This window comes from Xanthomonas sp. LMG 12459, from assembly GCF_009192905.1.
In the GTDB taxonomy this organism is placed as follows: Bacteria; Pseudomonadota; Gammaproteobacteria; order Xanthomonadales; family Xanthomonadaceae; genus Xanthomonas_A; species Xanthomonas_A sontii.
In genome coordinates this window covers 73,253-98,150 of record NZ_NSGT01000032.1, presented here as the reverse complement: position 1 = coordinate 98,150, position 24,898 = coordinate 73,253, and the positions used below count along the sequence as shown (strand labels likewise).

Genomic DNA, 24,898 nt, shown 5'->3' with positions numbered 1-24,898 from the left:
GCGGCTACTTGCCGCGGACGTGCTTCATCAGGCGCCGCTTCTTGGCGATCTGGCGCTCGGTCAGCACGTTCTTCTTGCCTTCGTACGGGTTGGCGCCTTCGCGGAACATGAAGCGCACCGGCGTGCCGACCAGCTTGAAGCGCTTGCGGAAGAAGTTCTCCAGGTAGCGCTTGTACGACTCCGGCAGCACCTTCAGGCGCGTGCCGTGGACGATGAAGGTCGGCGGATTGCTGCCGCCCGGATGCACGTAGCGCAGCTTGGAGACGTGGCCGCGGATGCTCGGCGGCGGATTGCTCTCGTAGGCGATTTCCAGCGCCTGGTTGACTTCGCTGGTGCTGAACTCGCGCACCGCCGAGGCGTGCGCGCGATGGATCGCCTGGAACAGTTCGCGCATGCCCGAACCGTGCTTGGCCGAAATGCGCACCGCCTCGGCCCAGGCCACGAAGCCGAGCTTGCGCGACAGCAGGTCTTCGGCCTGCGCACGCTGGTAGTCGCTCTGCCCGTCCCACTTGTTGATCGCCACCACCAGGGCACGGCCGGCATCGAGGATCGCGCCGAGCACGGTCGCGTCCTGATCGGTCACGCCCTCGCCGGCATCGAGCATCAGCACTGCGACCTGGCATTGCTCGATCGCCTGCAGCGTCTTGAACGCGCTGAACTTCTCCACCGCCTCCTCGACGCGACCGCGGCGACGCAGGCCGGCGGTGTCGATCAGCCGGTACAGGCGGCCGTCGCGCTCCAGATCTACCGCGATCGAGTCGCGGGTGGTGCCGGGCACCTCGGAGGCGATCATGCGCTCCTCGCCCAGCAGGCGATTGACCAGGGTCGACTTGCCCACGTTCGGGCGGCCGACGAAGGCGATGCGCATGCGCGCCGGATCGGTGTCCAGGGTCTCGCCGGCGCCCTCTTCCGGCAGCCGCTCCAGGACCTCGTCGAGCAGGTCGTCGATGCCGTGGCGATGCGCGGCGGAGACCGCGATGGCGTCGCCGAGGCCGTAGCGCGCGAACTCGGCGCGCACCTGGTCCTCGTCGGTGCCGTCAATCTTGTTGATCAGCAGCAGGGTCGGCCGCGCCAGCTTGCGCAACCAGGCCAGGATCTCGTCGTCGAGCGCGGACGATCCCTCGCGACCATCGACCACGAACAGGATCAGGTCGGCCTCGCCGGCGGCGGCGCGCGCCTGCTCGGCCGTGGCGCCGGCCAGGCCTTCCTCTTCGCCGGAGATGCCGCCGGTGTCGACGATCACGAACGGGGTGTCCGGCTGCAGCCGGCATACCCCGTAGTGGCGGTCGCGGGTGACGCCGGGCTGGTCGTGGACCAGCGCGTCACGGCTGCGCGTCAGCGCATTGAACAGCGTGGACTTGCCGACATTCGGCCGTCCAACCAGGGCGACCAGCGGCAGCATCGCGACATCCTTCTCTTGTTATTGACCCAACCGGAACGCGGTCAGGTCGCCTTTCGTGTTCTGCATCAGCAGGATCCCGTCCGCGACCACCGGCTGCGCCACCAGCGGCTTGCGGCCGACCCGCTCGCGCGCGGCGAACTCGCCGTTGTCGAGCCGGAGCCAGTGCAGATATCCCTTATAGTCGCCGACCACGGCGTAATCGCCCTGGATCGCCACGCCGGTCAGCGACCGGCGCGCCAGCCCCGGCTGCGACCACATCGCCGATCCGGAGGCCTTGTCCAGCGCCCACACGGTGCCGGCGTTGTCGGCCACCACCACGTTGCCGGAACTGACGCCGACACCGCCGGCGCCGCCATGATCGCGGTTCCACAGCGGGCGGCCGCTCGGGCCTTCCAGCGCCACGGTCTCGTTCTTGAAGCTGGTCGCATACAGCGTGGTGCCGTCGAGCACCGGAGCGCCGTCGACGTCGGCCATGCGCTCCAGCTCGGTGCGGCCTTCCGGCACGCCGATGGTCTGCTCCCACAGCACGCGGCCGTCCTGCATCGCCAGCGCGGCCAGCGTGCCGTCGTCGTTGCCGATGAACAGCACGCCCGGACCCGCCACCACCGGCGCATTGCCGCGCACGGTCAGGCTCGGCAGTTCCTGCGCATTGAACCAGCGCTGCTGCCCGGTCGCCGCATCGAAGGCGGTGGTGCGGCCGTCGTTGCTGCGCACGAACACCATGTTCTGCGCGATCACCGGCGCGGCGATCACTTCGTTGGGCACCTTGGCGCGCCACTTCTCGGTGCCGTTGGCGGCATCGAGCGCGATCACGGCGCCGTCCAGCGCACCGACGACCACCAGGCCGTCGCCCACACCCGGACCACCGGCGAAACGCGGCAGCGGACGCTTCTTCTCGAGCCGCTTGCGCTCCTTGGCCTGCTGCTTCTCGTTGCGCAGGCGCTGCTTATAGGCGGCGCGCTCGTCCTTGGACAGGTTCTTGCCGGACTCGCTCTCGACCTGGCTCTTCGGCTGGTCCTCGGCCTGCGACAGCTGCTGCTTGCGCGCCTGCTTGGCGTCGTATTCCCAAATGGTCTTGCCGGTCTGCAGATCCAGCGCGTACACCGTGCCGGAGGTCGCGGCCGCATACACCTTGCCGTCGGCCACCACCGGACGCTGGCGCACGCCGATCTGGCGCTCACCCTTGCCGGCATCGGTGGACCACAGCTTCACCACCTTCACCGACGGGGTGAACTTCACCAGTTCGGCCGGCTCGGCGGCTTTCTTGGCGGCCGCATCCTTGCCGGCGAACCAGCCCTTGACGGTGGTACAGCCCGACAAGGCCAGACCCAGCAGGGCCACGGTGGCGACACGCTTGAACATGACTACCTTCATCAGATCGGCTCCGCGGCATTCGGCACGCTGCCGCCCGCATCCATCAATTTCGTTTCGACCACGCGCCGCTGCGGCGAGGCCACGTCCAGGCTGGTCAGCGCCTTGGCGTACGCATCGCGCGCCGCCTCGCGCTTGCCCTGCGCGATCAGCGCATCGCCGCGAATCTCCAGACCCTGCGAATCGGTGGCCGAGGCCACCAGCGCCAGCGCGTCCTGCGGCTTGCCGCCGGAAATCAGCAACCGCGCCACGCGATGGTCGACCAGCACCTTCATTTCGCCGTCGGCCTTGAGCGCGCGCAGCGTGGTCAACGCGGCATCGGACTTGCCGGCATCGACCTGCGCCTTGGCCAGGCGCAGCGCCGCCAGTTCGGCGTAGATGTTGGTCGAGCCCTGCTGCAGTTCGGCCATGTCCTTGGCCGCCTTGTCCAACTGATTGGCCTGGATGCTCTTGAGCACCGCTTCGTAGCGGGTGTTGGCCTGGGCCAGATCGTTGGACCGCTGCTTGGTCCACCACTGCCAGCCGATGATCGCGCCAAGGCCCAGGACGATGCCGCCGATCAGGCCGGCGCCGTTCTTCCTGAGCCAAGTGCGGACGCGTTCGCTTTGTTCGTGCTCGTCGAGCAGGTCGTCAATCGCCATGCGTACTCTCGCCCCGCCGCTGCGACGGGACATGAAATGTTGAAGATGAGGAACCGCGCCGCCGTCACTCGGAGGCGGGCACCACGGAACCGTCAGAGGATACCGCAAAGCGCGCCACGTTCGCGCGCCTGAACGGGGTCAGATCCACGGTACTCCCGGATTGCTGAACCTGGACCGCGGAGGCATTGCCCAGCACCACACGCCCGACCTGCCCCGGCGCATACGTGCGGGTCTCGCCGGCCTTCAGCAGTGCCTTCTCCACCGGCGTGCCGTCGGGCGCGAGGATCTGCACCCAGCTGTCGCCCTGGAACGACAGGCTCAGACTGTTCTTCTCCGGCTCTGCAGCCGGACGCGGCATCGGCGTCAGCGAAGCGATGTACGGCGCCGCGGCGCTTGGCGCCGGACGCGTGGCCGCCGGCGTGGTCGGTGCCGGCGCAGCAGCACCGTTGGCCGGCGTCGCCGTCGCGGCAGCGGTCGTGCCCGGCGTGCCAGGCACCACGTCCAGCGAGGCGGTGCTGGGGCCGTTGTCGTCGGCGAAATGGCTACGGGTGGCGTACCACACCGGCACCGCCAGTCCGGCGGTGATCACCACGTAGACCATGCGCCGCGTGGCGCTCTCGAGCATGCGCCGCAGCGGCGGCGTGTGCGTGTGGCTGATCAATTCGACCGGCTGCACCGGCGCGATCTGCGCGGTCTGCAGCAAGGGCTCCAGGTCGACGCCGAGCAGGCGCGCGTAGCTGCGCAGCTGCCCGCGGACAAAGACCGGCGCGCCAAGGCGCTGCCACTGCTCCGACTCGAGTGCCTGCACCACATGCACCGGCATGCGCAGTCGGCTGCCGACGTCGTCGATGCTCAGGCCGGCCGCTTCGCGCGCTTCGCGGAGCTGTTGCCCGCAGCCTTTGGCGCCATCGAAAGCGTTCGGATTGGAATCACTGATCACAATGCACTAGCCCCGGGTGTCGTGGTCGCGGCGTCGGGAAACTCCTTGCGCAACCGCTGTTGGTAACGGCCGGCGGCAGCCTTGTCGCCCAGCCTTTGCTCAATCTGAATAGCAAGTTGTAACACGGAAGCGGTGGCAGGCGCAGCCGCCAGACGCCGCTCGGAGAAGGCCCGCGCCTCGAAAAAGCGCCCTTGCGCGACCTCGTTGCGGGCCATCGCCTCGAGCGCGTACGCGTTGTCCGGATCCAGCTCCAGCGCCTTGCGCAGGTCGCGTTCGCCACGCTCGCGCTGGCCGACCTGCAGTGCGCAGCCACCGGCGTTGGCCAGCGCCGAGGCTGGCGTGGCGTAGTCCTGCAGCGCGAGCGCGCGGTCGAACCAGGCCAGCGACTCCGCCGGCGAGCCGTTCGCGCACAGCCAGGCGCCGTAGTTGTTCAAGGTCGCGCCGTTGCTCGGCGCCAGCTCGGCGGCCTTGCGGTAGTACCCGCCGGCGGTCGCGGCATCGCCCTTGCGATCGGCGACCACCGCCAGCACGGTCAGTGCGTCGACCGAGTCGGCGTCCACTGCCAGCGCCTTGCGCGCGTGCGTCTGCGCTGCATCCAGGTCGTTGGAGGCGAGCCCGTTGGCGGCCAGGCCCAGTTGTTCCTGCAAGGCCACGCGCGACTTCACCGCGCGGCTGTCGCGGAAGGAATAATGCGGCTGCACCTGTTCGGCGGTGCGCACGGTGCCGGTCTTGGCAGCGATCCAGTTGCAGCCCGGCAAGGCCAGCACTGCGATCGCCACCACCGCGATGGAACGCCCTTGGCTACGCCGCCGCATCCCGATCCGCCCGCGTCTGCAATTCGCGCTTGAACTCGGCCTGCCGGCGGGTACGGTCCATGACCTGCCCCTTGAGCTGCCCGCAGGCGGCATCGATGTCGTCGCCGCGCGTGCGCCGCACCATGGTCAGCACCTGTGCGTCCAGCAGGATCTTCTGGAATGCACGGATCTCGGTCTCGCCGGAGCGCTCGTAGCGCGTGCCCGGGAACGGATTGAACGGGATCAGGTTGACCTTGCCGGCGTTCGACGCCTGCACCGCGTTGTCGAACTGGCGCATCAGCCGCGCCAGTTGCCGCGCATGCTCGGGCTGGTCGTTGATCCCCTTCATCAGGGTGTATTCGAAGGTCACCGACTCGCGGCGCTTGTTGGCGCGCAGGTAGCGCGCACAGGCGTCCATCAGTTCGGCGATCGGGTACTTCTTGTTGAGCGGAACCAGGGTCTCGCGCAGCGCGTCGTTGGGCGCATGCAGCGACACCGCCAGCGACACGTCGCTCTCGCTGGACAGGCGGTCGATCTGCGGCACCAGACCCGAGGTGGACAGGGTCACGCGCTTGTTGGCCAGGCCGTAGCCCAGGTCGTCGCGCATCACGCTCATCGCGCGCACGACGTTGTCGAAATTCATCAGCGGCTCGCCCATGCCCATCATCACCACATTGGTGAGGCGGCGCATCTGGTGCGGCACGTTGCCCAGATGCCGCGCCGCCACCCACACCTGGCCGATGATCTCGGCGGTGGAGAGGTTGCGGTTGAAGCCCTGGGTGGCGGTGGAGCAGAAGGTGCAGTTGAGGCCGCAGCCGACCTGCGAGGACACGCACAGCGTGCCGCGGGTCTTGTCGGGGATGTAGACGGTCTCGATCGCGTTCTTGCCGTCCACGCCCATCGCCAGCAGCCACTTGTGGGTGCCGTCGGCGGAAGGCTTGTCGAACACGATGTTGGGGACGACGACCTCGGCATGCTGCTGCAGCTTGGCGCGCAGCGCCTTACCGAGGTCGGTCATCTGGTCGAAGTCGGTGACGTAGCGGTGGTGGATCCACTTCATCACCTGGTGGGCACGGTAACGCGCTTCGCCGAGGGTCTCGGCGAAGAAGCGCTCCAGCCCCTCGCGATCGAGGTCGAGCAGATTCTGCTTGGCCGCCGCGCCGGTCCGCACGGGATCGGCGATGGCCAAGGGAGGATGGACGACCTCGTTCACGACGACCTCGCTTAGCGCGAAACCACTTCAGTGGCGGCGAAGAAATACGCCACTTCGTTGGCGGCGTTCTCGACCGAATCCGAGCCGTGCGCGGCGTTGGCGTCGATCGAATCGGCGAAGTCGGCGCGGATGGTGCCCGGCGCGGCGTCCTTCGGGTTGGTGGCGCCCAGCAGGTCGCGGTGCGCGGCCACGGCGTTCTCGCCTTCCAGCGCCTGGATCATCACCGGGCCGGAGATCATGAACTCGACCAGCGCGTTGAAGAACGGACGCTCGCGGTGCACGGCGTAGAAGCCCTCGGCCTCGCGGCGCGACAGCTGCTTGTACTTGGCGGCCACGACCTTCAGGCCGGCCTTCTCGAAGCGCGAGTAGATTTCGCCGATGACGTTCTTGGCGACGGCATCGGGCTTGATGATGGACAGGGTGCGCTCCAGCGCCATGGGAAGTTCTCCGTTGGGCGGGCCACTGAAGGCCCGAGGTTAACATGAAAAAAACCCGCGTCAAAACGCGGGCTTAGCCAGAGCTGCGATGGACAATTCTATCCAATCGGCGCCGGCTTTGCACGGCCAGGCTGAATCGTGCTGCAAAGCAGCATGACGCGCCCACCGCCCGGGCCTAGACTCAAACAATCGTTTGATTGATTCTGGCGGCCGCATGGCAAAGCAAGCGCACTTCTCGACCAAGGACCGCATCCTCAGCGCGGCCGAGGAACTGTTCGCGCAGCACGGCTTTTCCGGCACCTCGCTGCGCCAGGTCACCAGCCAGGCCGACGTCAACATCGCCGCGGTGAACTACCACTTCGGGTCCAAGGAAAACCTGGTCAACGAGGTGTTCCGGCGGCGCATGGACGAAATGACCGCCGCACGCATGGCGCAGCTGGAAACCGCGCAACGGCAGCATCCCGGCCAGCTCGGCCCGGTGCTGGCCGCCTTCGTCGAGCCGGCCCTGGCGATGGCCCAGGAGCGGCAGAGCGGCGGCGCCTTCGTGCGGGTGATCGCCCGCGCCTATGCCGAGAACAACGACAGCCTGCGCCAGTTCCTGTCCGACCACTACGGCCATGTGCTGCGCGAATTCGGCAAGGCCATCGCCGCTTGCGTGCCCGGGCTGAGCAAGCAGGAACTGTACTGGCGCCTGGATTTCCTGGCCGGTGCCCTGACCTACGCGATGGCCGACTTCGGCCTGATCAAGCGCCCCGCCGGCGTCAGCGAGGGCGCGCACCGTGCCCACGCCGCCCGCGAACTCATCCGTTTCGCCGAAGCCGGCTTCCTCGCCCATTCGGTTCCCTGATCCCGCAAACGTTGACCCACAGAGGCTGATCGCTATGTCCAATCCCCTGCTCGTCCGCCGTGCCGCTGTCCTGGGCGCGGGCGTGATGGGTGCGCAGATCGCTGCGCACCTGACCAACGCCGGCGTCGACACCGTGCTGTTCGACCTCCCCGCCAAGGAAGGCCCCGCCGATGGCGTGGTGCTCAAGGCGATCGCCAACCTGACCAAGCTCAGCCCGGCGCCGCTGGCCAGCACCGCGCTGGCCGAGGCCATCACCCCGGCCAACTACGACTCCGGCCTGGAGCAGCTGCGCGGCTGCGACCTGATCATCGAAGCCATCGCCGAGCGCATGGACTGGAAACAGGACCTCTACAAGAAGATCGCGCCGTTCGTGGCCGACCATGCGGTGCTGGCCTCCAACACCTCCGGCCTGGGCATCAACGCCCTGTCCGACGTGCTGCCGGAACAGCTGCGCCACCGCTTCTGCGGCGTGCACTTCTTCAACCCGCCGCGCTACATGCACCTGGCCGAGCTGATCCCGGCCAAGCACACCGAGCCGTCGGTGCTGGAAGGCCTGGAAAGCTTCCTGGTCACCACCCTGGGCAAGGGCGTGGTCTACGCCAAGGACACCCCGAACTTCATCGGCAACCGCATCGGCGTGTTCTCGATCCTGTCCACCATCCACCACACCGAGCAGTTCGGCCTGGGCTTCGACGAGGTCGACGGTCTCACCGGCCCGCTGGTCGGCCGCCCCAAGTCGGCGACCTACCGCACCTCCGACGTGGTCGGCCTGGACACCATGGCGCACGTCATCAAGACCATGGGCGACACCCTGCCGAACGATCCGTGGCATGCTTTCTTCAAGGCGCCGAAGTGGCTGGAGGCGCTGATCGGCAAGGGCGCGCTGGGCCAGAAGACCGGCGCCGGCATCTTCCGCAAGGTCGGCAAGGACATCGTGGTGCTGGACCTGCAGAAGCAGGACTACCGCCCGGCCGACCGCGCCGCCGCACCGGAAGTCGTCGAGATCCTGAAGATCAAGAACCCGGCCGAGAAGTTCGCCAAGCTGCGCGAGAGCCAGCATCCGCAGGCGCAGTTCCTGTGGGCGACCTTCCGCGATCTGTTCCACTACAGCGCCTACCACCTGGCCGACATCGCCGAGACCGCGCGCGACGTGGACCTGGCGATCCGCTGGGGCTACGGCTGGGCGCTGGGTCCGTTCGAGACCTGGCAGGCCGCGGGCTGGAAGCAGGTCGCGCAGTGGATCGCCGACGACATCGCCGCCGGCAAGAGCATGAGCAGCGCGCCGCTGCCGAACTGGGTGTTCGATGGCCGCGACGGCGTGCACGCCGCCGAAGGTTCGTACAGCCCGGCGCGCGACGCCAAGCTGCCGCGCTCGGCGCTGCCGGTGTACAAGCGCCAGCGCTTCCCCGATCCGCTGCTGGGCGAGAAGTTCGCGCAGGGCGAGACCGTGTTCGAGAACGACGGCCTGCGCATGTGGCACGACGGCGACGACATCGCCGTGGTCAGCTTCAAGACCAAGATGAACACCGTCTCCGACCAGGTGCTGGACGGCCTGCAGGAAGCGGTGGGCCGCGCCGAGAAGGACTTCAAGGGCCTGGTGCTGTGGCAGCACAAGGAACCCTTCTCCGCCGGCGCCGACCTGGCCGGCGCGCTGGGCCTGCTGCAGGCCGGCAAGGTCGATGCGTTCGAGGCGATGGTCGCCAACTTCCAGGCCACCAGCCAGCGCATCAAGTATTCGCTGGTGCCGGTGGTCGCGGCGGTGCGCGGGCTGGCGCTGGGCGGCGGTTGCGAGTTCCAGATGCACAGCGCCAAGAGCGTGGCTGCGCTGGAGAGCTACATCGGCCTGGTCGAGGCCGGCGTGGGCCTGCTGCCGGCCGGTGGCGGCCTCAAGGAGATCGCGGTGCGCGCGGCGCAGGCGGCGGGTCCGGGCGGCGACGTGTTCGCCGAGCTGAAGAAGACCTTCGAGACCGTGGCCATGGCCAAGGTTTCCACCTCGGCGGTCAACGCCAAGGAACTGGGCCTGCTGCGCGGCACCGACAAGGTGGTGTTCAACAGCTATGAATCGCTGTACATCGCCAAGGCCGAGGCGCGCGCCCTGGCCGAGGGCGGCTACCGCCCACCGCTGCCGGCGCGACGCATCCAGGTCGCCGGCGACGTCGGCATCGCCACCTTCAAGATGCTGCTGGTCAACATGCTGGAAGGCCGCTTCATCAGCGAATACGACTACGAGATCGCCACCCGCATCGCCACCGTGCTGTGCGGCGGCGAGGTCGACCGCGGCGCGCTGGTGGACGAGGAATGGCTGCTGAAGCTCGAGCGCAAGCACTTCGTCGAACTGGCCCAGCAGGAAAAGACCCAGGCGCGCATCGGGCACATGCTGAAGACGGGTAAGCCGCTTAGGAACTGAGAATCGGGAATGGGGAATCGGGAATGGAAACGCATTCCCAGCTCCTCCTTCTACCCCTAATTTTCTGCCGGAAATAGGACTGCTGCAGATCGCGCGAATCGCTTTACGATTCCCGACTCCCCATTCCCTATTCCCGGCTTTCGGAGAAAGCCATGAGCAAACAGATCCAGGAAGCCTACATCGTCGCCGCCACCCGCACCCCGGTCGGCAAGGCGCCCAAGGGCATGTTCCGCAACACCCGTCCCGACGACATGCTGGCGCACGTGCTGCGCGCGGTGGTGGCGCAGGCGCCGGGCATCGACACCTCGCGCATCGACGACGCGATCATCGGCTGCGCGATGCCCGAGGGCGAGCAAGGCATGAACGTGGCGCGCATCGGCGTGCTGCTGGCCGGCCTGCCGAACTCGGTGGCCGGGCAGACCATCAACCGCTTCTGCTCCTCGGGCATCCAGGCAGTGGCGCTGGCCGCCGACCAGATCCGTCTGGGCAACGCCGACCTGATGCTGGCCGGCGGCACCGAATCGATGTCGATGGTGCCGATGATGGGCAACAAGGTCGCGCTGTCGCCGAGCGTGTTCGCCGACGACCACGTGGCCATCGCCTACGGCATGGGCATCACCGCCGAGAAGGTGGCCGAGGAATGGAAGGTGTCGCGCGAGGACCAGGATGCCTTCGCCCTCGCCTCGCACCAGAAGGCCATCGCCGCGATCGCCGCCGGCGAGTTCCGCGACGAGATCAGCCCCTACGAGATCCTCTCGCACCAGCCCGACCTGGCCGGCAACGTCATCGCCCTGCGCAAGAAGCTGGTCGATACGGACGAAGGTCCGCGTCCGGACAGCTCGATCGAAGGCCTGGCCAAGCTGCGCCCGGTGTTCCGCAACGGCCAGTTCGGCGGCAGCGTCACCGCCGGCAACTCCTCGCAGATGAGCGACGGCGCCGGTGCGGTGCTGCTGGCCTCCGAGCAGGCGATCAAGGACTACGGGCTGACCCCGCTGGCCCGCTTCGTCAGCTTCTCGGTCGCCGGCGTGCGTCCGGAAGTGATGGGCATCGGCCCGATCGAGGCGATTCCGAAGGCGCTCAAGCAGGCCGGCCTGAGCAAGGACCAACTGGACTGGATCGAGCTCAACGAAGCCTTCGCCGCGCAGTCGCTGGCGGTGATCCGCGACAGCGGCCTGGATCCGTCAAAAGTCAATCCGCTGGGCGGCGCCATCGCCCTGGGCCATCCGCTCGGCGCCACCGGCGCGATCCGCACCGCCACCCTGGTACACGGCCTGCGCCGCCACAAGCAGAAGTACGGCATGGTCACCATGTGCATCGGCACCGGCATGGGCGCCGCGGGGATCATCGAGGCGCTGTAAGCGCGCGGCGCCCTCCCCTCATCCGGCCCTGCGGGCCACCCGACGGGAGAAGGGAGCAGTACACAGCCCCTCTCCCACCGGGAGAGGGGTTGGGGTGAGGGTCCGGCGCGAAGCGACTCGCGATGCAAGGCAGCGCTGGGTTTCGTTGTACGTAGCGGCACCCGTACCTTCATCCGCCCCTTCGGGGCACCTTCTCCCGGTGGGAGAAGGAAGGAGAGATCTCGATGGCTGAAGCAGCGTCGCGCACGCTCAAGCCCCTCTCCCTCCGGGAGAGGGGTTGGGGTGAGGGTCCGGCGCGAAGCGACTCGCGATGCAAGGCAGCGCTGGGTTTCGTTGTACGTAGCGGCACCCGTACCCTCATCCGCCCCTTCGGGGCACCTTCTCCCGGTGGGAGAAGGAAGGAGAGATCTCGATGGCTGAAGCAGCGTCGCGCACGCTCAAGCCCCTCTCCCTCCGGGAGAGGGGTTGGGGTGAGGGTCCGGCACCAAGCGTTTGTTATACAGACCAGCGCACAGAACGGAAAAGGCAGCCTCGCGGCTGCCTTTTCCGTTTGTCATCCGATTCGGCTTCTCCGGATCGAATCAGCCGCCAGACGCTCCTGGATCGGCACTCAGCCAGCGCACCGCTCTGCAGCGGCGCGCAGCACCAGGCTCATTCCTCCGCGAGCATCTGCGTGAGCTTCTCGCGCGCCGGCTTGGCCAGCTTCTTGTTCTCCAGCGCAAACCGGATGGTCGCCTCGACCAGGCCCAGGTGGGTACCGCAGTCGAAACGGGTGCCCTCGAAACGGTAGGCGTCCACTTCCTCGCTCTTCAGCAGCGCGGCGATGGCGTCGGTCAGCTGGATCTCGCCGCCCGCACCGGTGCCGGTGCTTTCCAGCAGTTCGAAGATCTTCGAGCTGAGCACGTAGCGCCCGACAACCGCCAGATCGCTCGGCGCGTCTTCCGGCTTGGGCTTCTCTACGATCTGCGCGATGCGGCCCTTGCGGCCGTCGAAGGCCTCGGTGGCCACGATGCCGTAGCTGGCGGTGTTCTCGTGCGGCACGTCTTCCACCGCGATCACACTGGCGCCGCTGCGCTCGTTGAGATCGGCCATCTGCTTCAGCGCGCCGTCGCCGCGGTTCCAGATCAGGTCGTCCGGCAGCAGCACCGCGAACGGCTCGTCGCCGATGACCGACTTGGCGCACAGCACCGCGTGGCCCAGGCCCAGCGCTTCGGCCTGGGTCACGAAGACCGCGCGCACGCCGTCCGGCAGCACGTGGCGGATCATTTCCAGCTGCTCGTGCTTGCCGGCACGCTCCAGCTTCTGCTCCAGTTCGTAGGCCTTGTCGAAATAATCCGCGACCGCGTGCTTGTAGCGGTTGGTGACGAAGATCAGGGTGTCACACCCGGCTTCGATCGCCTCATCCACGGCGTACTGGATCAGCGGCCGATCGATGATCGGCAGCATTTCCTTGGGAACGGTCTTGGTGGCGGGAAGGAAGCGGGTACCCAAACCTGCCACCGGGAATACTGCCTTGCGGATTCTCTTGCTCATCAGAGCCTTCTGGCCTCGCGTGCGGGGAATGGAACGATGGTAGCGGAGTCGTCGTGACCGTCTTGCTGACGCAAGGGCGCGAACTCCGGCATGGTCATGCGCAACACCTTCTCGATGGTGTCGCTATCGTAATCGGCCACCGCGGCGCGCAGTTGCTGCACGCCGCGCAGCACGTCCTCGCGCGAGAAGCTGCGCACGCCGGCCTCGAGGATCTTCGGGTGCGAGGTGGGCCGGTAGTTCTCGTCGGCGTAGAACAGCGTCTCGTGCAGCTTCTCGCCCGGACGCAGGCCGGTATAGACGATGGCGATGTCGCGCCCGGGCTGCTTGCCCGCCAGGCGAATCATCTGCTCGGCAAGCAGTCGGATCGGCACCGGCTCGCCCATGTCCAGCGTATAGATGGCGCCATGCGACGCCGAGGCCGCCGCCTGCACGATCAGCTGGCTGGCTTCGGGAATGGTCATGAAGTAGCGCGTCACCTGTGGATCGGTGACCGTCACCGGGCCGCCCTGGCGGATCTGCTCCCGGAACAGCGGCACCACGCTGCCGGCCGAGTCCAGCACGTTGCCGAAGCGCACGGTGACGAAGCGCGTGCTCACCGCCTGGTCGTCCAGCGACTGGCACACCATTTCGGCGTAGCGCTTGGACGCGCCGAGCAGGTTGACCGGATTGACCGCCTTGTCGGTGGAAATGAACACGAAGGTCGAGACCTTGGCCGCGACACAGGCGCGCGCCACGTTCTCGGTGGCCAGCACATTGTTGCGCACCGCCTCGCGACACTGCCGCTCCAGCAGCGGCACCTGCTTGTAGGCGGCGGCATGGAACACCGCGTCCGGCTCGGCCACCTGCATGGCGTGGCGGATCACCGCCGGATCGCCGCAGTCGCCGAGCACGCAGTCGATCTCCAGATCGGGGAACGTGCGGTGCAGGTCGGCATGGATGGTGATCAGCGCCAGCTCGTTGATCTCCAGCAGCACGATCTTGCGCGCGCCGTGACGCGCGCACTGACGGCACAGTTCCGAGCCGATCGAGCCGCCGGCGCCGGTGACCAGCACGGTCCGCCCGGACAACCAACCCTTGATCAGCTTCCAGTCCGGGGTCACCGGCTTGCGCCCGAGCAGGTCCTCGATCGCGACCTCCTTGAGCTCGCCCGGCAGATAATGGCCTTCGAGCACGTCGAGCAGGCGCGGCACGGTGCGGAACGGCAGGCCGGTGCTTTCGCAGATCGCCACCACACGCTGCATGCCGGCCGCGTCCAACGACGGGATCGCGATCACCAGCAGCTTGGCGGCGGTTTCCTTGGCGATCGCGCCGGCTTCGTCGATGCGGCCGAGGATCGGCAGGCCCTGCAGCTTGGCGCCGTGCAGATGGCCGGCGTCGTCGACGAATCCCACGGGCTGGTAGGCACCGGAACGGCGCAGGTCGCGCACCAGGGCCTCGGCCGCACGGCCGGCACCGACGATCAGCACACGTCGCGCGGTGTCGTCCGAGTGGGCGATTTGGTAGTCCTTCCAGGCGCGGTACAGCAGCCGCGGCGCGCCCAGCAGCGCCGACAGCGCGAACGGATACACCATCAGCACAGAGAGCGGGATCGCGTCGAAGCGGCTGTAGGCCAGCCCCAGCACGATCGCCACCAGGCCATAGAAGCTGGCCTTGAAGATATTGAGCAGGTCGGGAACGCTGGCGAAGCGCCACAGGCCGCGGTACAGGCCCACCTTCCAGAACACCAGCCCCTGGGCCACCAGCACGATGGCGGTGTTGAGGTTCCACAGCGGCAACGGATGCTCGCCGGGGAGCATGGTGTAGCGCGCGGCGTGCAGCAATTGCCAACAGACCCAGACGATGGCCAGATCGTGGAGGACCACGGAGGCCTTGGGAAACAACTCTGTGACTCGGTCGCGCGTGGAAAGCATCAGTGATCCGTGAGAGTTCGGCGCATCCGGTTGCGCAAGGCCAGCCAAAGCACACCTGCCGAACAGAACCAGGCGATCGTCAGACCGGCCTGCGTGCCCGCATCCAGGGGCCTGCCCAGCCGCGCAATTGTAATCGCGACAATGCTGAACAGACCGTAGGCGAGCGTGACGACAGTATGGCTACTGCCGGTGTGTACCCAACGCTGGTAAAAATGTTGCGCGTGCGGTTGCCACCAGCGTTCGCCGGCGAGCATGCGCGAGACGAGCGTGAAGCCTGCGTCGATGGCAAAGGCCGACAGCGGCAGTGCCGGCAGCCAGGGCGCCTGGCCGCCGGCGACGAGGCACCAGGCGAACAGCGCAGCGATCAGGTAGCCAAGCGCGCCACTGCCGACATCGCCAAGGAAAATACGCGCCCGGGGGTAGTTGAACGGCAAAAATCCCGCGCAGGCCACCAGCAGCACCCAGCACGGCCAGCGCAGCGGCGCCGGCAGTAGGCAGGCGAACCCCAGGGCGGCGAGCATCGCCTGGCTGCCGGCCAGTCCATTGATGCCATCCATGAAATTCCAGATATTGATTAGCGAAACCGTCGCCAACCACACCAGCGCGACGATCCACAGCGGCTGGCTCGCCTTGTAGACAAGTGCAGCCAGCAGGGTCGCGGCGACCGCATGCACCAGCAATCGCAGCGCCGCCGATAGCGACCGGTGGTCGTCCCACCAGCCGACGCCAGCGACCAGCACCAGGCCGGCGGCGACGGTGGCGATGCCCGCGCCGTGCTGCGGCCATTGCAGGGCCGCCCAGCCGCAGGCCAGCAGCACCGCCGCCACGATCGCCACGCCGCCGCCGCGCGGCGTCGCCACGGTGTGGCTGCGCCGCTCGCCCGGCGCGTCCATCAACTTGCGTTTGAGTGCGTACTGGCGCGACAGCCAGGTGCCGGCCGCGCTGAACACCCCGAGCGCCAAGAGCAGCGCGGCTCCTGCGATGGGCACTACACCACCGCGTAGTTGAGCAACGGCTTGACCGTGCCCCACTCCTTGCAGCTGGGGCATTGCCAGTGGTGGGTGCGCGCGCCGAAGCCGCAGCGGGTGCAGCGGTAGCTGGGATTGCGCACCAGCAGCTGGTCGGTGATGTGCTTGAGATCCTGCAGAGTCGCGGTGGAATCGGCGCCCTCGGCCAGGGTCAGGTCGATCAGCGCGGACTCGCCGCGCACCGACGGCCGGTCCTTGAGCTGCCGGCCCAGGTAGGAACGCGCGGCGGAAATGCCTTCCTGCGACTCCATCAGGCGGGTCAGCGCCAGCACCGGAGCGATGCCGCGGTAGTGCTCGGTCATCTCCGACAGGAACGCGCGCGCGCCGCTGAGATCGTTGCCGCGGCGATAGCACTCCATCAGCGCCGGCATGATCTCCGGCAGGTAGTCCGGGTCGTGGCGCGCGGCGCGCTCGAAGGCGCGGATGGCGGCCTCGTCGTTGCCGTCGTCGACATCGATGCGCCCTTCCAGGATGCCGGCACGCACCGACTTGGCATCGGCCTGGTAGGCGCGCGCGATCGCCTCCCGCGCCAGATCGTTCTTGCCCGAGGCGCGGTAGCGGTCGGCCAGCTCGCATTCGAACTGGGCGATCAGCTTGCCCATCGGCTCGCCGGTCACCTCTTCGTAGCGGGTGGCGTTGTCGATGGCCTTTTCCCAGTCGCGTTCGGCCTGGTAGATGCCGATCAGGTGCTTGAGCGCCTGCGGCGCACGCTGGTCGATCTGCGCCAGCTCGGTGAACACGGTTTCGGCGCGGTCCAGCAGCCCCGACTTCATGTAGTCCTCGCCCAGCGCCAGCAAGGCCTGCACGCGTTGCGCGTCGCTCAGGTCGCCGCGCTGGACCAGGCCCTGGTGCAGGCGAATGGCGCGGTCGACCTCACCGCGGCGACGGAACAGGTGGCCCAGCGCGACCTGGGTCTCGAAGGTTTCCTTGTCCAGTTCGGCGATGTGCAGGAACAGCTCGATCGCCTTGTCCGGCTGCTCGTTGAGCAGGTAGTTGAGGCCGCGGAAATAGGTGCTGGACAGCCGGCTGACCTGGGTATCGCCATGGCGCTGGCCGCCACGGCGGCCAATCACCCAGCCGCTCAATGCCGCCAGCGGCAGGAACAGGAAGAACCAGAACCACTCGGTCAGAAAGTCCATCGAAGATCAGCGTCCGTCCAAGGGCTGGTGGGCATGGGGGGAAACCGGCGCGACGGCCGGGGTCGCGGCGTTCGCGGCCTTGTTGGCGCGACGCAGCTTGGCATACAGGGGAATCACCAGGGCCGCCAGCACCAGCGAGGCGCCGATCAGCACGCCGGCGAACAGCGAGACAATGATGGCGATGCCGGAGGTGGTGGCGATGCTGGAGAACACGAAGTTGATCTGGATCGGCTGCGAATTGAGCGACCCGATGACCAGGCCGGCCAACAGCAACACCAGCAGGATCAGCAGTCGTGCGATCTTCATGAGCAACTCCAGCGTCGGGAGACACTAGATTAGCCGAACAGGCGTGGATTCCGGCAAGCGCCGGACGCCGGGCTCAGGGCGTGTCGGATTCGACCGGGACGACGCCGCTCACGCGCTCGCGCAGCTCCTTGCCGGGCTTGAAATGCGGCACGTGCTTGCCGGGAAGCGCGACGGACTCGCCGGTCTTGGGATTGCGTCCCAGGCGCGGCGGCCGGTAATGCAGGGAAAAGCTGCCGAAGCCGCGGATCTCGATGCGATCGCCGCCGGACAGGGCGCCGCCCATCATTTCCAACAACGACTTCACCGCCAGATCGACGTCGTCCGACTTCAGATGCGCCTGCTTGCGCGCCAGGATTTCGATCAGCTCGGATTTGGTCATTTACGGATGCGTGCAGTGGGGTCGCAACCTGGCACGGCCCGGGAACACCGGGCCGTGCCAGTAACGCTGCGTGTGGCGGATTACTCGGACTTGTTGCCGTTCAGCTGCGCACGCAGCAGCGCGCCCAGCTGGGTGGTGCCGCCCGACGCGGACTGGTATTCCTCCAGCACTTCGCGCATTTCGGCATCGTCCTTGGCCTTGATCGACAGCTGCAGGGTGCGGCCCTTGCGGTCCATGCCCACGAACTTGGCTTCGATCTTGTCGCCGACCTTCAGGTGCTGGCTGGCGTCGTCGACGCGCTCGTTGGCGATGTCGCGCGCGGCGACGTAGCCTTCGATGCCGTCGGCCAGGTCGATGGTGGCGCCCTTGGCGTCCACTTCACGCACCACGCCCTCGACCTTCGAGCCCTTCGGGTTGGCGGCCATGTACTGGCCGAACGGATCCTGCTCCAGCTGCTTGACGCCCAGGCTGATGCGCTCGCGCTCCGGGTCCACCGCCAGCACCACGGCTTCCAGCGTGTCGCCCTTCTTGAAGTTGCGCACGATGTCTTCGCCGGTGGTGTTCCAGCTGATGTCGGACAGGTGCACCAGGCCGTCGATGCCGCCGTCCAGGCCGATGAAGATGCCGAAGTCGGTGATCGACTTGATCTGGCCGGACACCTTGTCGTTCTTCTTGTGGGTGGCGGCGAAGGTCTCCCACGGATTGGCGGCGACCTGCTTCATGCCCAGCGAGATGCGGCGACGCTCTTCGTCCACGTCCAGCACCATCACTTCGACTTCGTCGCCGACCTGCACGACCTTGGACGGGTTGACGTTCTTGTTGGTCCAGTCCATCTCGGACACGTGCACCAGGCCTTCCACGCCCGGCTCGATCTCGACGAACGCGCCGTAATCGGTGACGTTGGAGACCTTGCCGAACACGCGGCTGTTGGCCGGGTAACGACGCGCGATGTTGTCCCACGGATCCTCGCCCAGTTGCTTCAGGCCGAGGCTGACGCGGTTACGCTCGCGATCGAACTTCAGCACGCGCACGTCCAGCTCGTCGCCGACGTTGACCACTTCGGACGGATGGCGCACGCGCTTCCAGGCCATGTCGGTGATGTGCAGCAGGCCGTCGATGCCGCCCAGGTCCACGAACGCGCCGTAGTCGGTCAGGTTCTTGACCACGCCCTTCAGAATCGCGCCTTCCTGCAGCTTGTCCATCAGCTGCTCGCGCTCTTCCGAGTGCTCGCTCTCGACCACCGCACGACGCGAGACCACCACGTTGTTGCGCTTGCGGTCCAGCTTGATCAGCTTGAACTCCAGTTCCTTGCCTTCCAGGTAGGCCGGGTCGCGCACCGGGCGCACATCCACCAGCGAACCGGGCAGGAACGCGCGGACATCCTTGATGTCCACGGTGAAACCACCCTTGACCTTGCCGCTGATGCGGCCGGTGATGGTCTCGTTCTTCTCCAACGCTTCTTCCAGCTCGTCCCACACCATGGCGCGCTTGGCCTTCTCGCGCGACAGCACGGTCTCGCCGAAGCCGTTCTCGAGCGAGTCGAGCGCGACCTTGACCAGGTCGCCTTCGGCGACGTCGATTTCGCCAGCGTCGTTACGGAACTGCTCGATCGGCACGATGCCTTCGGACTTCAGGCCGGCGTTGATCACCACCACGTCGCCGCGGACTTCCACGACGGTACCGGTGACGATGGCGCCGGGCTTCAGCTTGGCCAGGTTGGCTTGGCTGGCTTCGAACAGTTCGGCAAAAGATTCGGTCATTTGAAATTACTCTAGTGGACACACGGACAGGGCGTTTTCTTCTGGAAAACAGCGACTGTCCACCTGTTAGTCGGCCCGAACAGCGGCCGGGTGTGGAATGGAAAAACCGCAGCGCGGAATTGCGCAGCGGAGCCTTTGACGCTATCGATGGAACATGGATGTTGCGGGTGTAACGAGGAACCGGTGGCGCGGATGACGCCACCAAACTGCTGCCCTGCCCTGCGTGCCGCTCAGACCGGCAGCAACTGCAGGACGCGGCCCACCACCTGGTCGATGTCCATGCCGGTGGTATCGAGGAGGACGGCATCGTCTGCCGGCCTCAGCGGGGCCACCGCGCGTTGCGCATCGCGTGCGTCGCGGGCCATGATCTCGCGCAGCAGGTCGTCGAATATAACCGAAACCCCTTTTTTCTTCAACTGCTTATGCCGGCGCTGGGCGCGCTCCTCGGCGCTGGCGGTCAGGAACACCTTGTACGGGGCGTCCGGAAAAATCACCGTCCCCATATCGCGACCGTCGGCGACCAGCCCCGGCGGGGTGCGGAAGGCGCGCTGGCGCTGTTTCAGCGCCGCACGCACCTCGGGGATGGCGGCGATCGCCGAGGCCACCGCACCGGTGGTCTCCAGGCGCAGCTCGTCGGTGGCATCGGCGCCGTTGATCCGCACCCGCAGGCCGCCATCGGCGACCTCGTCGAACTCTACTCGGGTGTCGAACGTGCAGCGCACCAGGGCGGCGGCGTCGGAAATGTCCAGATTGGCCCAGCTGGCCGCCACCCCGACCGCCCGGTACAGCGCCCCCGAATCCAGGTAATGCCAGCCCAGGCGGGCGGCGACGATGCGGCTGACGGTGCCTTTGCCGGCCCCGGAAGGGCCATCGATGGTCAGGACGGGAGCGGGCTCGTTCATGCGGTTCCTCGGACGGGGGGCGGCGCATTGTAGCGCCGACGCCGGCCGGGCTGGCGCAAGCAGTTGAAACCATGAAGAAAACCAGGCTACAATCGCCGGCTTACTGATCCCGCGCCATGGTTTCGGCCGTGCCGCCCTCCTTCGAATCCACAAGTTTACGCCGAGGTGTGCCATGAAAGTCCTGTCCTCCCTGAAGTCGGCGAAGGCCCGTCACCGCGACTGCAAGGTGGTCCGCCGCCGCGGCAAGGTCTTCGTGATCTGCAAGTCCAACCCCCGTTTCAAGGCGCGTCAGCGCTGATCCGACCCGGCCTGCCCTGCCGCGCCGCGCGCAGCGGTGGCCGGTCGTCGACGAAAGCCGCCTTCGGGCGGTTTTTTGTTATCGAAGTTTGCTGTAATCGGCGCTCGTCCTCTGGGGAGTACACGTGATGAAGCATCGTCTGTCCGTCCTGCCGCTGCTGGCCGTGTTGGGCCTGGCCGGCGGCGCCCACGCCGAGACCCTGCTGGTCGACCGGGTCAAGGAAGAGCCCGCCGCGGCGCTGCCGACCCGCGGCCTGAGCATGGCCCAGGTGCAGGCGCGCTACGGCGCACCGCAGCAGAAACTGGAGCCGCGCGGCGGCCAGAAGCGGCAATGGCCGACCATCAACCGCTGGGTCTATCCGGCCTTCACCGTGTACTTCGAGAAACAGAAGGTGGTGGACGTGGTCGCCAACAAGGCCGACGCCAACGAGATCGGCCCGAAACCCGCGATCCGCTGACGCCGACCCTGCGCCCGGTCGCGCGTGCGCCTGGCCGAGCACCCCAGCACTGCCGCGTCGCGGTCGCCCAGTCGCGGCGCGGCGCAAAGCTCCCGCGCCCCGCCGGTGCGGGATACGAACGACACACACCCTGGCGCGATGCCGGGCACAACCTGAGTAGTGGTCGCAATGACTGATCGTCTTCGCCTTCCCGCGGAATGGGAGCCCCAGTCCGCCATCCTGATCGCCTGGCCGCATGCCGGCACCGACTGGGCCGAGCGCCTGGCCGAGGTCGAGGAAACCTACATCGCCCTGGTCGCGGCGATCGTGCGCTTCCAGCGGGTGCTGATCTGCGTGGCCGACGCCGATCTGCAGATCTACGCAGAGGCGCGGCTGCGCTCGGCGCGGGTGGACATGCAGCGGGTGCGCTTCGTCGAGGCCGAGTACGACGACACCTGGCTGCGCGATTCCGGCCCGATCACCCTGGCGCGCGCCGGCGGCGGCTTCCAGCTGCTGGACTTCCGCTTCACCGGCTGGGGCGGCAAGTTCCAGGCCAGCCGCGACGACCAGTTGGTGAGCGTGCTGGCCGAGCAGGGCCTGTTCGCCGACAGCGACGTGCGCCGCATCGACTTCGCTCTGGAAGGCGGCGCCATCGACTGCGACGGCGCCGGCACCCTGCTGACCACCTGGCAGTGCCTGCACGAGCGCCACCCGCAGCGCAGCCGCGAATCGCTCAGCCACGATCTGGCCGACTGGCTGACGCAGCAGCGCGTGCTGTGGCTGGACCACGGCTACCTGGAAGGCGACGACACCGACGCGCACATCGACACCCTCGCCCGCTTCGCCGGGACCGATGCGATCGTCTACCAGGCCTGCGACGACGCCGGCGATTCGCACTTCGCCGAGCTGCAGGCGATGGGCGCCGAACTGGCCGCGTTGCGTACCGCCGAGGGCGCGCCTTATCGGCTGTTCCCGCTGCCGTGGGCGCAGCCGGTGATCGATCAGGGCCGGCGCCTGGCCGCCTCCTACGCCAACTTCCTGATCGTCAACGGCGCGGTGCTGATGCCGGCCTACGGCGACGCGGCCGATGCGCAGGCGCAGGCGGTGATGGCGCAGGCCTTCCCGCAGCACGAGATCGTGCCGATCCCCTGTCGCGCGCTGATCTGGCAGAACGGCAGCCTGCACTGCATCACCATGCAACTGCCGGCCGGACTGCTGGCGGACTGAACCGCCGCGCCTGCGCCGCACGCCGGCGCAGCACCGAGCACCCGCGCCGCCGCCAAGCGTGGCGCGGGATTCATCTCCCCGGAACCTGCCGCGCGGCCATCCGCGCTACCATGCCGGTTTACCGCGAACCTTGATTCCGCAATGAGCCGAAACACTCTTTCCGTCGCGCTGATCCAGGAGCGCAACCACGGCGACGCCGCGGCGAACCTGGCAGTGATCGAATCGCGTGTGGCCGAGGCCGCCGCGCAGGGCGCGCAGCTGGTGCTGCTGCAGGAACTGCACAACGGCGCGTACTTCTGCCAGCACGAATCGGTGGACGAATTCGACTTGGCCGAGCCGATTCCCGGCCCCAGCACCGAGCGCCTGGGCGCGCTGGCCAAGCGCCATGGCGTGGTCCTGGTCGGCTCGCTGTTCGAGCGCCGCGCCGCCGGGCTGTACCACAACACCGCGGTGGTGTTCGAAAAGGACGGCAGCCTGCTCGGCAAGTACCGCAAAATGCACATCCCCGACGATCCGGGTTTCTACGAGAAGTTCTACTTCACCCCGGGCGATCTGGGCTTCACCCCGATCCAGACCTCGGTCGGCCGCCTCGGCGTACTGGTGTGCTGGGACCAGTGGTATCCGGAAGCGGCGCGGCTGATGGCCCTGGCCGGCGCCGAACTGCTGCTGTATCCGACTGCGATCGGCTGGGACCCCAGCGACGAACAGGCCGAGCAGGAACGCCAGCGCGATGCCTGGATCCTCAGCCATCGCGGCCATGCGGTGGCCAACGGCGTGCCGGTGCTGAGCTGCAACCGGGTCGGCCACGAGCCGTCGCCGCTGGGCGCGTCGGGCATCCAGTTCTGGGGCAACAGCCACGTGCTCGGGCCGCAGGGCGAGTTCATCGCCGAGGCCGGTGGCGAGCCGACCGTGCTGGTCTGCGACGTCGACCTGCAGCGCAGCGAGCACGTGCGGCGGATCTGGCCGTTCCTGCGCGACCGCCGCATCGATGCCTACGGCGACCTGCTGAAGCGCTACATCGACTGACCCGCAGCGCCGCCCCGGTCCTCGCATGCGCTGCGCCGCTGGCTGCGACGCAGCGTACCCCGGCCGCAGGCGCCCATGCCTGTCGCGGCCGATGCCCTCACACCCCCATGCCCGCTGAGCCCCGGCGCTGCCGAGGCGCCCTCCGATGAGTGATGGAATGAACGAACTTTCCCAGGCCGACGGCGACGATGCGCTGTTCGACGGCCAGCCGTACCGCATCGTCGAACGCGATGGCATCCGCTACACCCTGCTCGGCACCGCGCACGTGTCCCTGGCCAGCGTCGCCGCGGTGGAACGGGCGATCGGCAGCGGCCGTTTCGATGCGGTGGCGGTGGAACTGGATCCGCAGCGCCTGCAGGCGCTGACCGATCCGGACGCGCTGACCAAGCTGGACCTGGTGCAGGTGATCCGCAAGGGCCGCGTGGCCCTGTTCGCCGCCAACCTGGCGCTGGCCGCCTACCAGCGGCGCCTGGCCGAGCAACTGGGCATCGAGCCCGGCGCCGAACTCAAGCGCGCAGTCCTGCTGGCGCGCGAACGGCAGTTGCCGGTGTACCTGATCGATCGCGAAGTCGGCCTGACCTTCAAGCGCGCCTCCAGCCGGCTCGGCTTCTTCGGCAAGCTGAAGCTGGCCAGCGGCCTGCTCGGCGGCTTGTTCGCCTCCGACGAGGTCGGCGAGGCGGAGATCGAGAAGCTCAAGCAGGGCGACATGCTCGAAGCCAGCTTCGGCGATTTCGCCAGCGAGAGCCCGGCGCTGTACGACACCATCATCGCCGAGCGCGACCGCTACATGGCCACGCGCCTGCGCGAGGAACAGGCGCAACAGCGCGCGCTGCCGCTGGCCGGCAATGTCGAACCGCTGGATGGCGCCCCCGTTGCCGGCGTGCGCGACGTGCTGGCGGTGGTCGGCGCGGGCCACCTGGCCGGCCTGGCGCGGCACCTGCAGGGCGACCAGGACGACCCGGCGACGCTGCGCAAGGCGCTGGAAGAGGTGCAAACCAAGAAGAAGGTGCCGTGGATCACCCTGACCCTGACCGCGCTGGTGCTGGGCGGCGTGGCCTGGGGCTACTGGCACGGCGGCTTCGCCCTGGGCACCGACCTGCTGCTGCAGTGGGTGCTGTTCACCGGCGGCCTGGCCGGGCTGGGCTGCATCCTGGCCGGCGGGCATCCGCTGAGCGTGATCGCCGGCGCCATCGCCGCGCCGCTGAAGCCGTTCCGCCCGGGCGTGCCGGCCGGGGCGTTCAGCGCCCTGGTCGAAGTGCACATGCGCAAGCCGGCCTATGGCGATTTCCTGGCGCTGCGCGACGATGCGCAGAACCTGCGCGGCTGGTACCGCAACCGCGTCTCGCGGGTGGTGCTGACCTTCCTGCTGACCAACCTGGGCAGCATGCTCGGCGTGTGGCTGGCCGGCTTCCGCATCTTCGGCAAGCTGGCGGGTTGAACACCCGCCGCGCGGCGGCGGCAACTGTCACCGCGCGGGTTCGCCTTTGTGGGAGGGGCTTCAGCCCCGACGCCTCGGCGCTACGGCGTCGGGGCTGAAGCCCCTC

23 protein-coding genes are annotated in these 24,898 nt (G+C 67.8%); 8 read left to right on the top strand and 15 right to left on the bottom strand.

The features are described 5' to 3' along the window. Positions 1–4 precede the first annotated feature (4 nt). The 7 genes from der to ndk form a co-directional block, all read right to left on the bottom strand. Positions 5–1,402, bottom strand: a complete 1,398-nt coding sequence (der, locus tag CEK65_RS08475) for a ribosome biogenesis GTPase Der (RefSeq protein ID WP_017910713.1) — start codon at positions 1,400–1,402, stop codon at positions 5–7. 18 nt (positions 1,403–1,420) lie between these two features. Then, positions 1,421–2,776: an outer membrane protein assembly factor BamB gene (gene bamB, locus CEK65_RS08470; protein WP_017910712.1), complete on the bottom strand. Its 1,356-nt coding sequence runs from the start codon at positions 2,774–2,776 to the stop codon at positions 1,421–1,423. After that, on the bottom strand, positions 2,776–3,414 hold the full coding sequence (locus CEK65_RS08465) for a tetratricopeptide repeat protein (protein ID WP_017913736.1): 639 nt from the start codon (positions 3,412–3,414) through the stop codon (positions 2,776–2,778). The genes bamB and CEK65_RS08465 overlap by 1 nt, the downstream gene beginning before the upstream one ends. Positions 3,415–3,478: 64 nt before the next feature. Beyond that, positions 3,479–4,354 (bottom strand): RodZ domain-containing protein, encoded by an 876-nt coding sequence (locus CEK65_RS08460; protein WP_152181413.1) that lies wholly within the window; start codon positions 4,352–4,354, stop codon positions 3,479–3,481. Beyond that, complete coding sequence (pilW, locus tag CEK65_RS08455) at positions 4,351–5,142, bottom strand: type IV pilus biogenesis/stability protein PilW (protein WP_026143845.1); 792 nt, start codon at positions 5,140–5,142, stop codon at positions 4,351–4,353. Before pilW ends, CEK65_RS08460 begins: the two co-directional genes overlap by 4 nt. A gap of 13 nt (positions 5,143–5,155) precedes the next feature. Beyond that, entirely contained in the window at positions 5,156–6,337 is a 1,182-nt protein-coding gene (gene rlmN, locus CEK65_RS08450; protein ID WP_017910708.1) for a 23S rRNA (adenine(2503)-C(2))-methyltransferase RlmN, read from the bottom strand. A 35-nt stretch (positions 6,338–6,372) separates the two neighbouring features. After that, the gene (gene ndk / locus CEK65_RS08445) at positions 6,373–6,798 is read right to left on the bottom strand and encodes a nucleoside-diphosphate kinase (protein WP_002812972.1); all 426 of its coding nucleotides are present in this window, start codon (positions 6,796–6,798) and stop codon (positions 6,373–6,375) included. A gap of 214 nt (positions 6,799–7,012) precedes the next feature. Here ndk and CEK65_RS08440 point away from each other — a divergent pair, with 214 nt between their 5' ends. The 3 genes from CEK65_RS08440 to CEK65_RS08430 all read left to right on the top strand — a co-directional run bounded on the left by CEK65_RS08440 (position 7,013) and on the right by CEK65_RS08430 (position 11,410). Next, complete coding sequence (locus CEK65_RS08440; protein ID WP_017910707.1) at positions 7,013–7,645, top strand: TetR family transcriptional regulator; 633 nt, start codon at positions 7,013–7,015, stop codon at positions 7,643–7,645. A 34-nt stretch (positions 7,646–7,679) separates the two neighbouring features. Then, on the top strand, positions 7,680–10,052 hold the full coding sequence (locus tag CEK65_RS08435) for a 3-hydroxyacyl-CoA dehydrogenase/enoyl-CoA hydratase family protein (protein WP_152181412.1): 2,373 nt from the start codon (positions 7,680–7,682) through the stop codon (positions 10,050–10,052). Positions 10,053–10,204: 152 nt separating this feature from the next. Continuing rightward, positions 10,205–11,410 carry an acetyl-CoA C-acyltransferase gene (locus CEK65_RS08430; protein WP_017913732.1) on the top strand — a complete coding sequence of 402 codons (1,206 nt, stop codon included), beginning with the start codon at positions 10,205–10,207 and terminating at the stop codon, positions 11,408–11,410. Positions 11,411–12,061: 651 nt separating this feature from the next. On the opposite strand, the gene galU is transcribed toward CEK65_RS08430, so the two are convergent. The 8 genes from galU to cmk form a co-directional block, all read right to left on the bottom strand. After that, positions 12,062–12,943, bottom strand: a complete 882-nt coding sequence (gene galU / locus CEK65_RS08425) for a UTP--glucose-1-phosphate uridylyltransferase GalU (RefSeq protein ID WP_043092104.1) — start codon at positions 12,941–12,943, stop codon at positions 12,062–12,064. Continuing rightward, positions 12,943–14,853 (bottom strand): nucleoside-diphosphate sugar epimerase/dehydratase, encoded by a 1,911-nt coding sequence (locus CEK65_RS08420; protein WP_152181411.1) that lies wholly within the window; start codon positions 14,851–14,853, stop codon positions 12,943–12,945. The genes galU and CEK65_RS08420 overlap by 1 nt, the downstream gene beginning before the upstream one ends. Beyond that, the gene (locus CEK65_RS08415) at positions 14,853–15,842 is read right to left on the bottom strand and encodes a glycosyltransferase family 4 protein (RefSeq protein WP_152181410.1); all 990 of its coding nucleotides are present in this window, start codon (positions 15,840–15,842) and stop codon (positions 14,853–14,855) included. Before CEK65_RS08415 ends, CEK65_RS08420 begins: the two co-directional genes overlap by 1 nt. Further along, positions 15,842–17,020, bottom strand: a complete 1,179-nt coding sequence (lapB, locus tag CEK65_RS08410; RefSeq protein ID WP_017910701.1) for a lipopolysaccharide assembly protein LapB — start codon at positions 17,018–17,020, stop codon at positions 15,842–15,844. The genes CEK65_RS08415 and lapB overlap by 1 nt, the downstream gene beginning before the upstream one ends. A 6-nt stretch (positions 17,021–17,026) precedes the next feature. After that, complete coding sequence (locus tag CEK65_RS08405; protein ID WP_017913729.1) at positions 17,027–17,326, bottom strand: LapA family protein; 300 nt, start codon at positions 17,324–17,326, stop codon at positions 17,027–17,029. A 73-nt stretch (positions 17,327–17,399) separates the two neighbouring features. After that, the gene (locus CEK65_RS08400; protein ID WP_010342890.1) at positions 17,400–17,705 is read right to left on the bottom strand and encodes an integration host factor subunit beta; all 306 of its coding nucleotides are present in this window, start codon (positions 17,703–17,705) and stop codon (positions 17,400–17,402) included. Between the two features lie 80 nt (positions 17,706–17,785). Further along, positions 17,786–19,465: a 30S ribosomal protein S1 gene (rpsA, locus tag CEK65_RS08395; protein WP_010342889.1), complete on the bottom strand. Its 1,680-nt coding sequence runs from the start codon at positions 19,463–19,465 to the stop codon at positions 17,786–17,788. A 230-nt stretch (positions 19,466–19,695) separates the two neighbouring features. After that, positions 19,696–20,367 carry a (d)CMP kinase gene (gene cmk, locus CEK65_RS08390; protein ID WP_152181409.1) on the bottom strand — a complete coding sequence of 224 codons (672 nt, stop codon included), beginning with the start codon at positions 20,365–20,367 and terminating at the stop codon, positions 19,696–19,698. Positions 20,368–20,539: 172 nt separating this feature from the next. Between cmk and ykgO the strand changes: the two genes are divergently transcribed. The 5 genes from ykgO to CEK65_RS08365 all read left to right on the top strand — a co-directional run bounded on the left by ykgO (position 20,540) and on the right by CEK65_RS08365 (position 24,792). Further along, positions 20,540–20,665 (top strand): type B 50S ribosomal protein L36, encoded by a 126-nt coding sequence (gene ykgO, locus CEK65_RS08385; protein WP_010342887.1) that lies wholly within the window; start codon positions 20,540–20,542, stop codon positions 20,663–20,665. A 127-nt stretch (positions 20,666–20,792) separates the two neighbouring features. Further along, positions 20,793–21,122, top strand: coding sequence for a hypothetical protein (locus CEK65_RS08380; protein WP_017913727.1), 330 nt, complete (start codon positions 20,793–20,795; stop codon positions 21,120–21,122). 168 nt (positions 21,123–21,290) lie between these two features. Next, positions 21,291–22,328 (top strand): agmatine deiminase family protein, encoded by a 1,038-nt coding sequence (locus CEK65_RS08375; RefSeq protein ID WP_043092108.1) that lies wholly within the window; start codon positions 21,291–21,293, stop codon positions 22,326–22,328. Between the two features lie 141 nt (positions 22,329–22,469). Then, positions 22,470–23,354, top strand: coding sequence for a carbon-nitrogen hydrolase (locus CEK65_RS08370; RefSeq protein ID WP_043092109.1), 885 nt, complete (start codon positions 22,470–22,472; stop codon positions 23,352–23,354). A gap of 157 nt (positions 23,355–23,511) precedes the next feature. Further along, positions 23,512–24,792 (top strand): TraB/GumN family protein, encoded by a 1,281-nt coding sequence (locus tag CEK65_RS08365; RefSeq protein ID WP_193314731.1) that lies wholly within the window; start codon positions 23,512–23,514, stop codon positions 24,790–24,792. The last annotated feature ends 106 nt before the right edge of the window (positions 24,793–24,898 follow it).

What these genes read in the sequence shown, in the direction of transcription:
- der (WP_017910713.1), bottom strand. Translation starts at nt 1,402, where the DNA reads ATGCTGCCGCTGGTCGCCCTGGTTGGACGGCCGAATGTCGGCAAGTCC.
- CEK65_RS08465 (WP_017913736.1), bottom strand. Translation starts at nt 3,414, where the DNA reads ATGGCGATTGACGACCTGCTCGACGAGCACGAACAAAGCGAACGCGTC.
- CEK65_RS08440 (WP_017910707.1), top strand. Translation starts at nt 7,013, where the DNA reads ATGGCAAAGCAAGCGCACTTCTCGACCAAGGACCGCATCCTCAGCGCG.
- ykgO (WP_010342887.1), top strand. Translation starts at nt 20,540, where the DNA reads ATGAAAGTCCTGTCCTCCCTGAAGTCGGCGAAGGCCCGTCACCGCGAC.
- CEK65_RS08435 (WP_152181412.1), top strand. Translation starts at nt 7,680, where the DNA reads ATGTCCAATCCCCTGCTCGTCCGCCGTGCCGCTGTCCTGGGCGCGGGC.
- CEK65_RS08405 (WP_017913729.1), bottom strand. Translation starts at nt 17,326, where the DNA reads ATGAAGATCGCACGACTGCTGATCCTGCTGGTGTTGCTGTTGGCCGGC.
- rpsA (WP_010342889.1), bottom strand. Translation starts at nt 19,465, where the DNA reads ATGACCGAATCTTTTGCCGAACTGTTCGAAGCCAGCCAAGCCAACCTG.
- cmk (WP_152181409.1), bottom strand. Translation starts at nt 20,367, where the DNA reads ATGAACGAGCCCGCTCCCGTCCTGACCATCGATGGCCCTTCCGGGGCC.
- CEK65_RS08430 (WP_017913732.1), top strand. Translation starts at nt 10,205, where the DNA reads ATGAGCAAACAGATCCAGGAAGCCTACATCGTCGCCGCCACCCGCACC.
- bamB (WP_017910712.1), bottom strand. Translation starts at nt 2,776, where the DNA reads ATGAAGGTAGTCATGTTCAAGCGTGTCGCCACCGTGGCCCTGCTGGGT.
- CEK65_RS08370 (WP_043092109.1), top strand. Translation starts at nt 22,470, where the DNA reads ATGAGCCGAAACACTCTTTCCGTCGCGCTGATCCAGGAGCGCAACCAC.
- CEK65_RS08380 (WP_017913727.1), top strand. Translation starts at nt 20,793, where the DNA reads ATGAAGCATCGTCTGTCCGTCCTGCCGCTGCTGGCCGTGTTGGGCCTG.
- CEK65_RS08420 (WP_152181411.1), bottom strand. Translation starts at nt 14,853, where the DNA reads ATGCTTTCCACGCGCGACCGAGTCACAGAGTTGTTTCCCAAGGCCTCC.
- lapB (WP_017910701.1), bottom strand. Translation starts at nt 17,020, where the DNA reads ATGGACTTTCTGACCGAGTGGTTCTGGTTCTTCCTGTTCCTGCCGCTG.
- CEK65_RS08365 (WP_193314731.1), top strand. Translation starts at nt 23,512, where the DNA reads ATGAACGAACTTTCCCAGGCCGACGGCGACGATGCGCTGTTCGACGGC.
- CEK65_RS08375 (WP_043092108.1), top strand. Translation starts at nt 21,291, where the DNA reads ATGACTGATCGTCTTCGCCTTCCCGCGGAATGGGAGCCCCAGTCCGCC.
- CEK65_RS08400 (WP_010342890.1), bottom strand. Translation starts at nt 17,705, where the DNA reads ATGACCAAATCCGAGCTGATCGAAATCCTGGCGCGCAAGCAGGCGCAT.
- ndk (WP_002812972.1), bottom strand. Translation starts at nt 6,798, where the DNA reads ATGGCGCTGGAGCGCACCCTGTCCATCATCAAGCCCGATGCCGTCGCC.
- galU (WP_043092104.1), bottom strand. Translation starts at nt 12,943, where the DNA reads ATGAGCAAGAGAATCCGCAAGGCAGTATTCCCGGTGGCAGGTTTGGGT.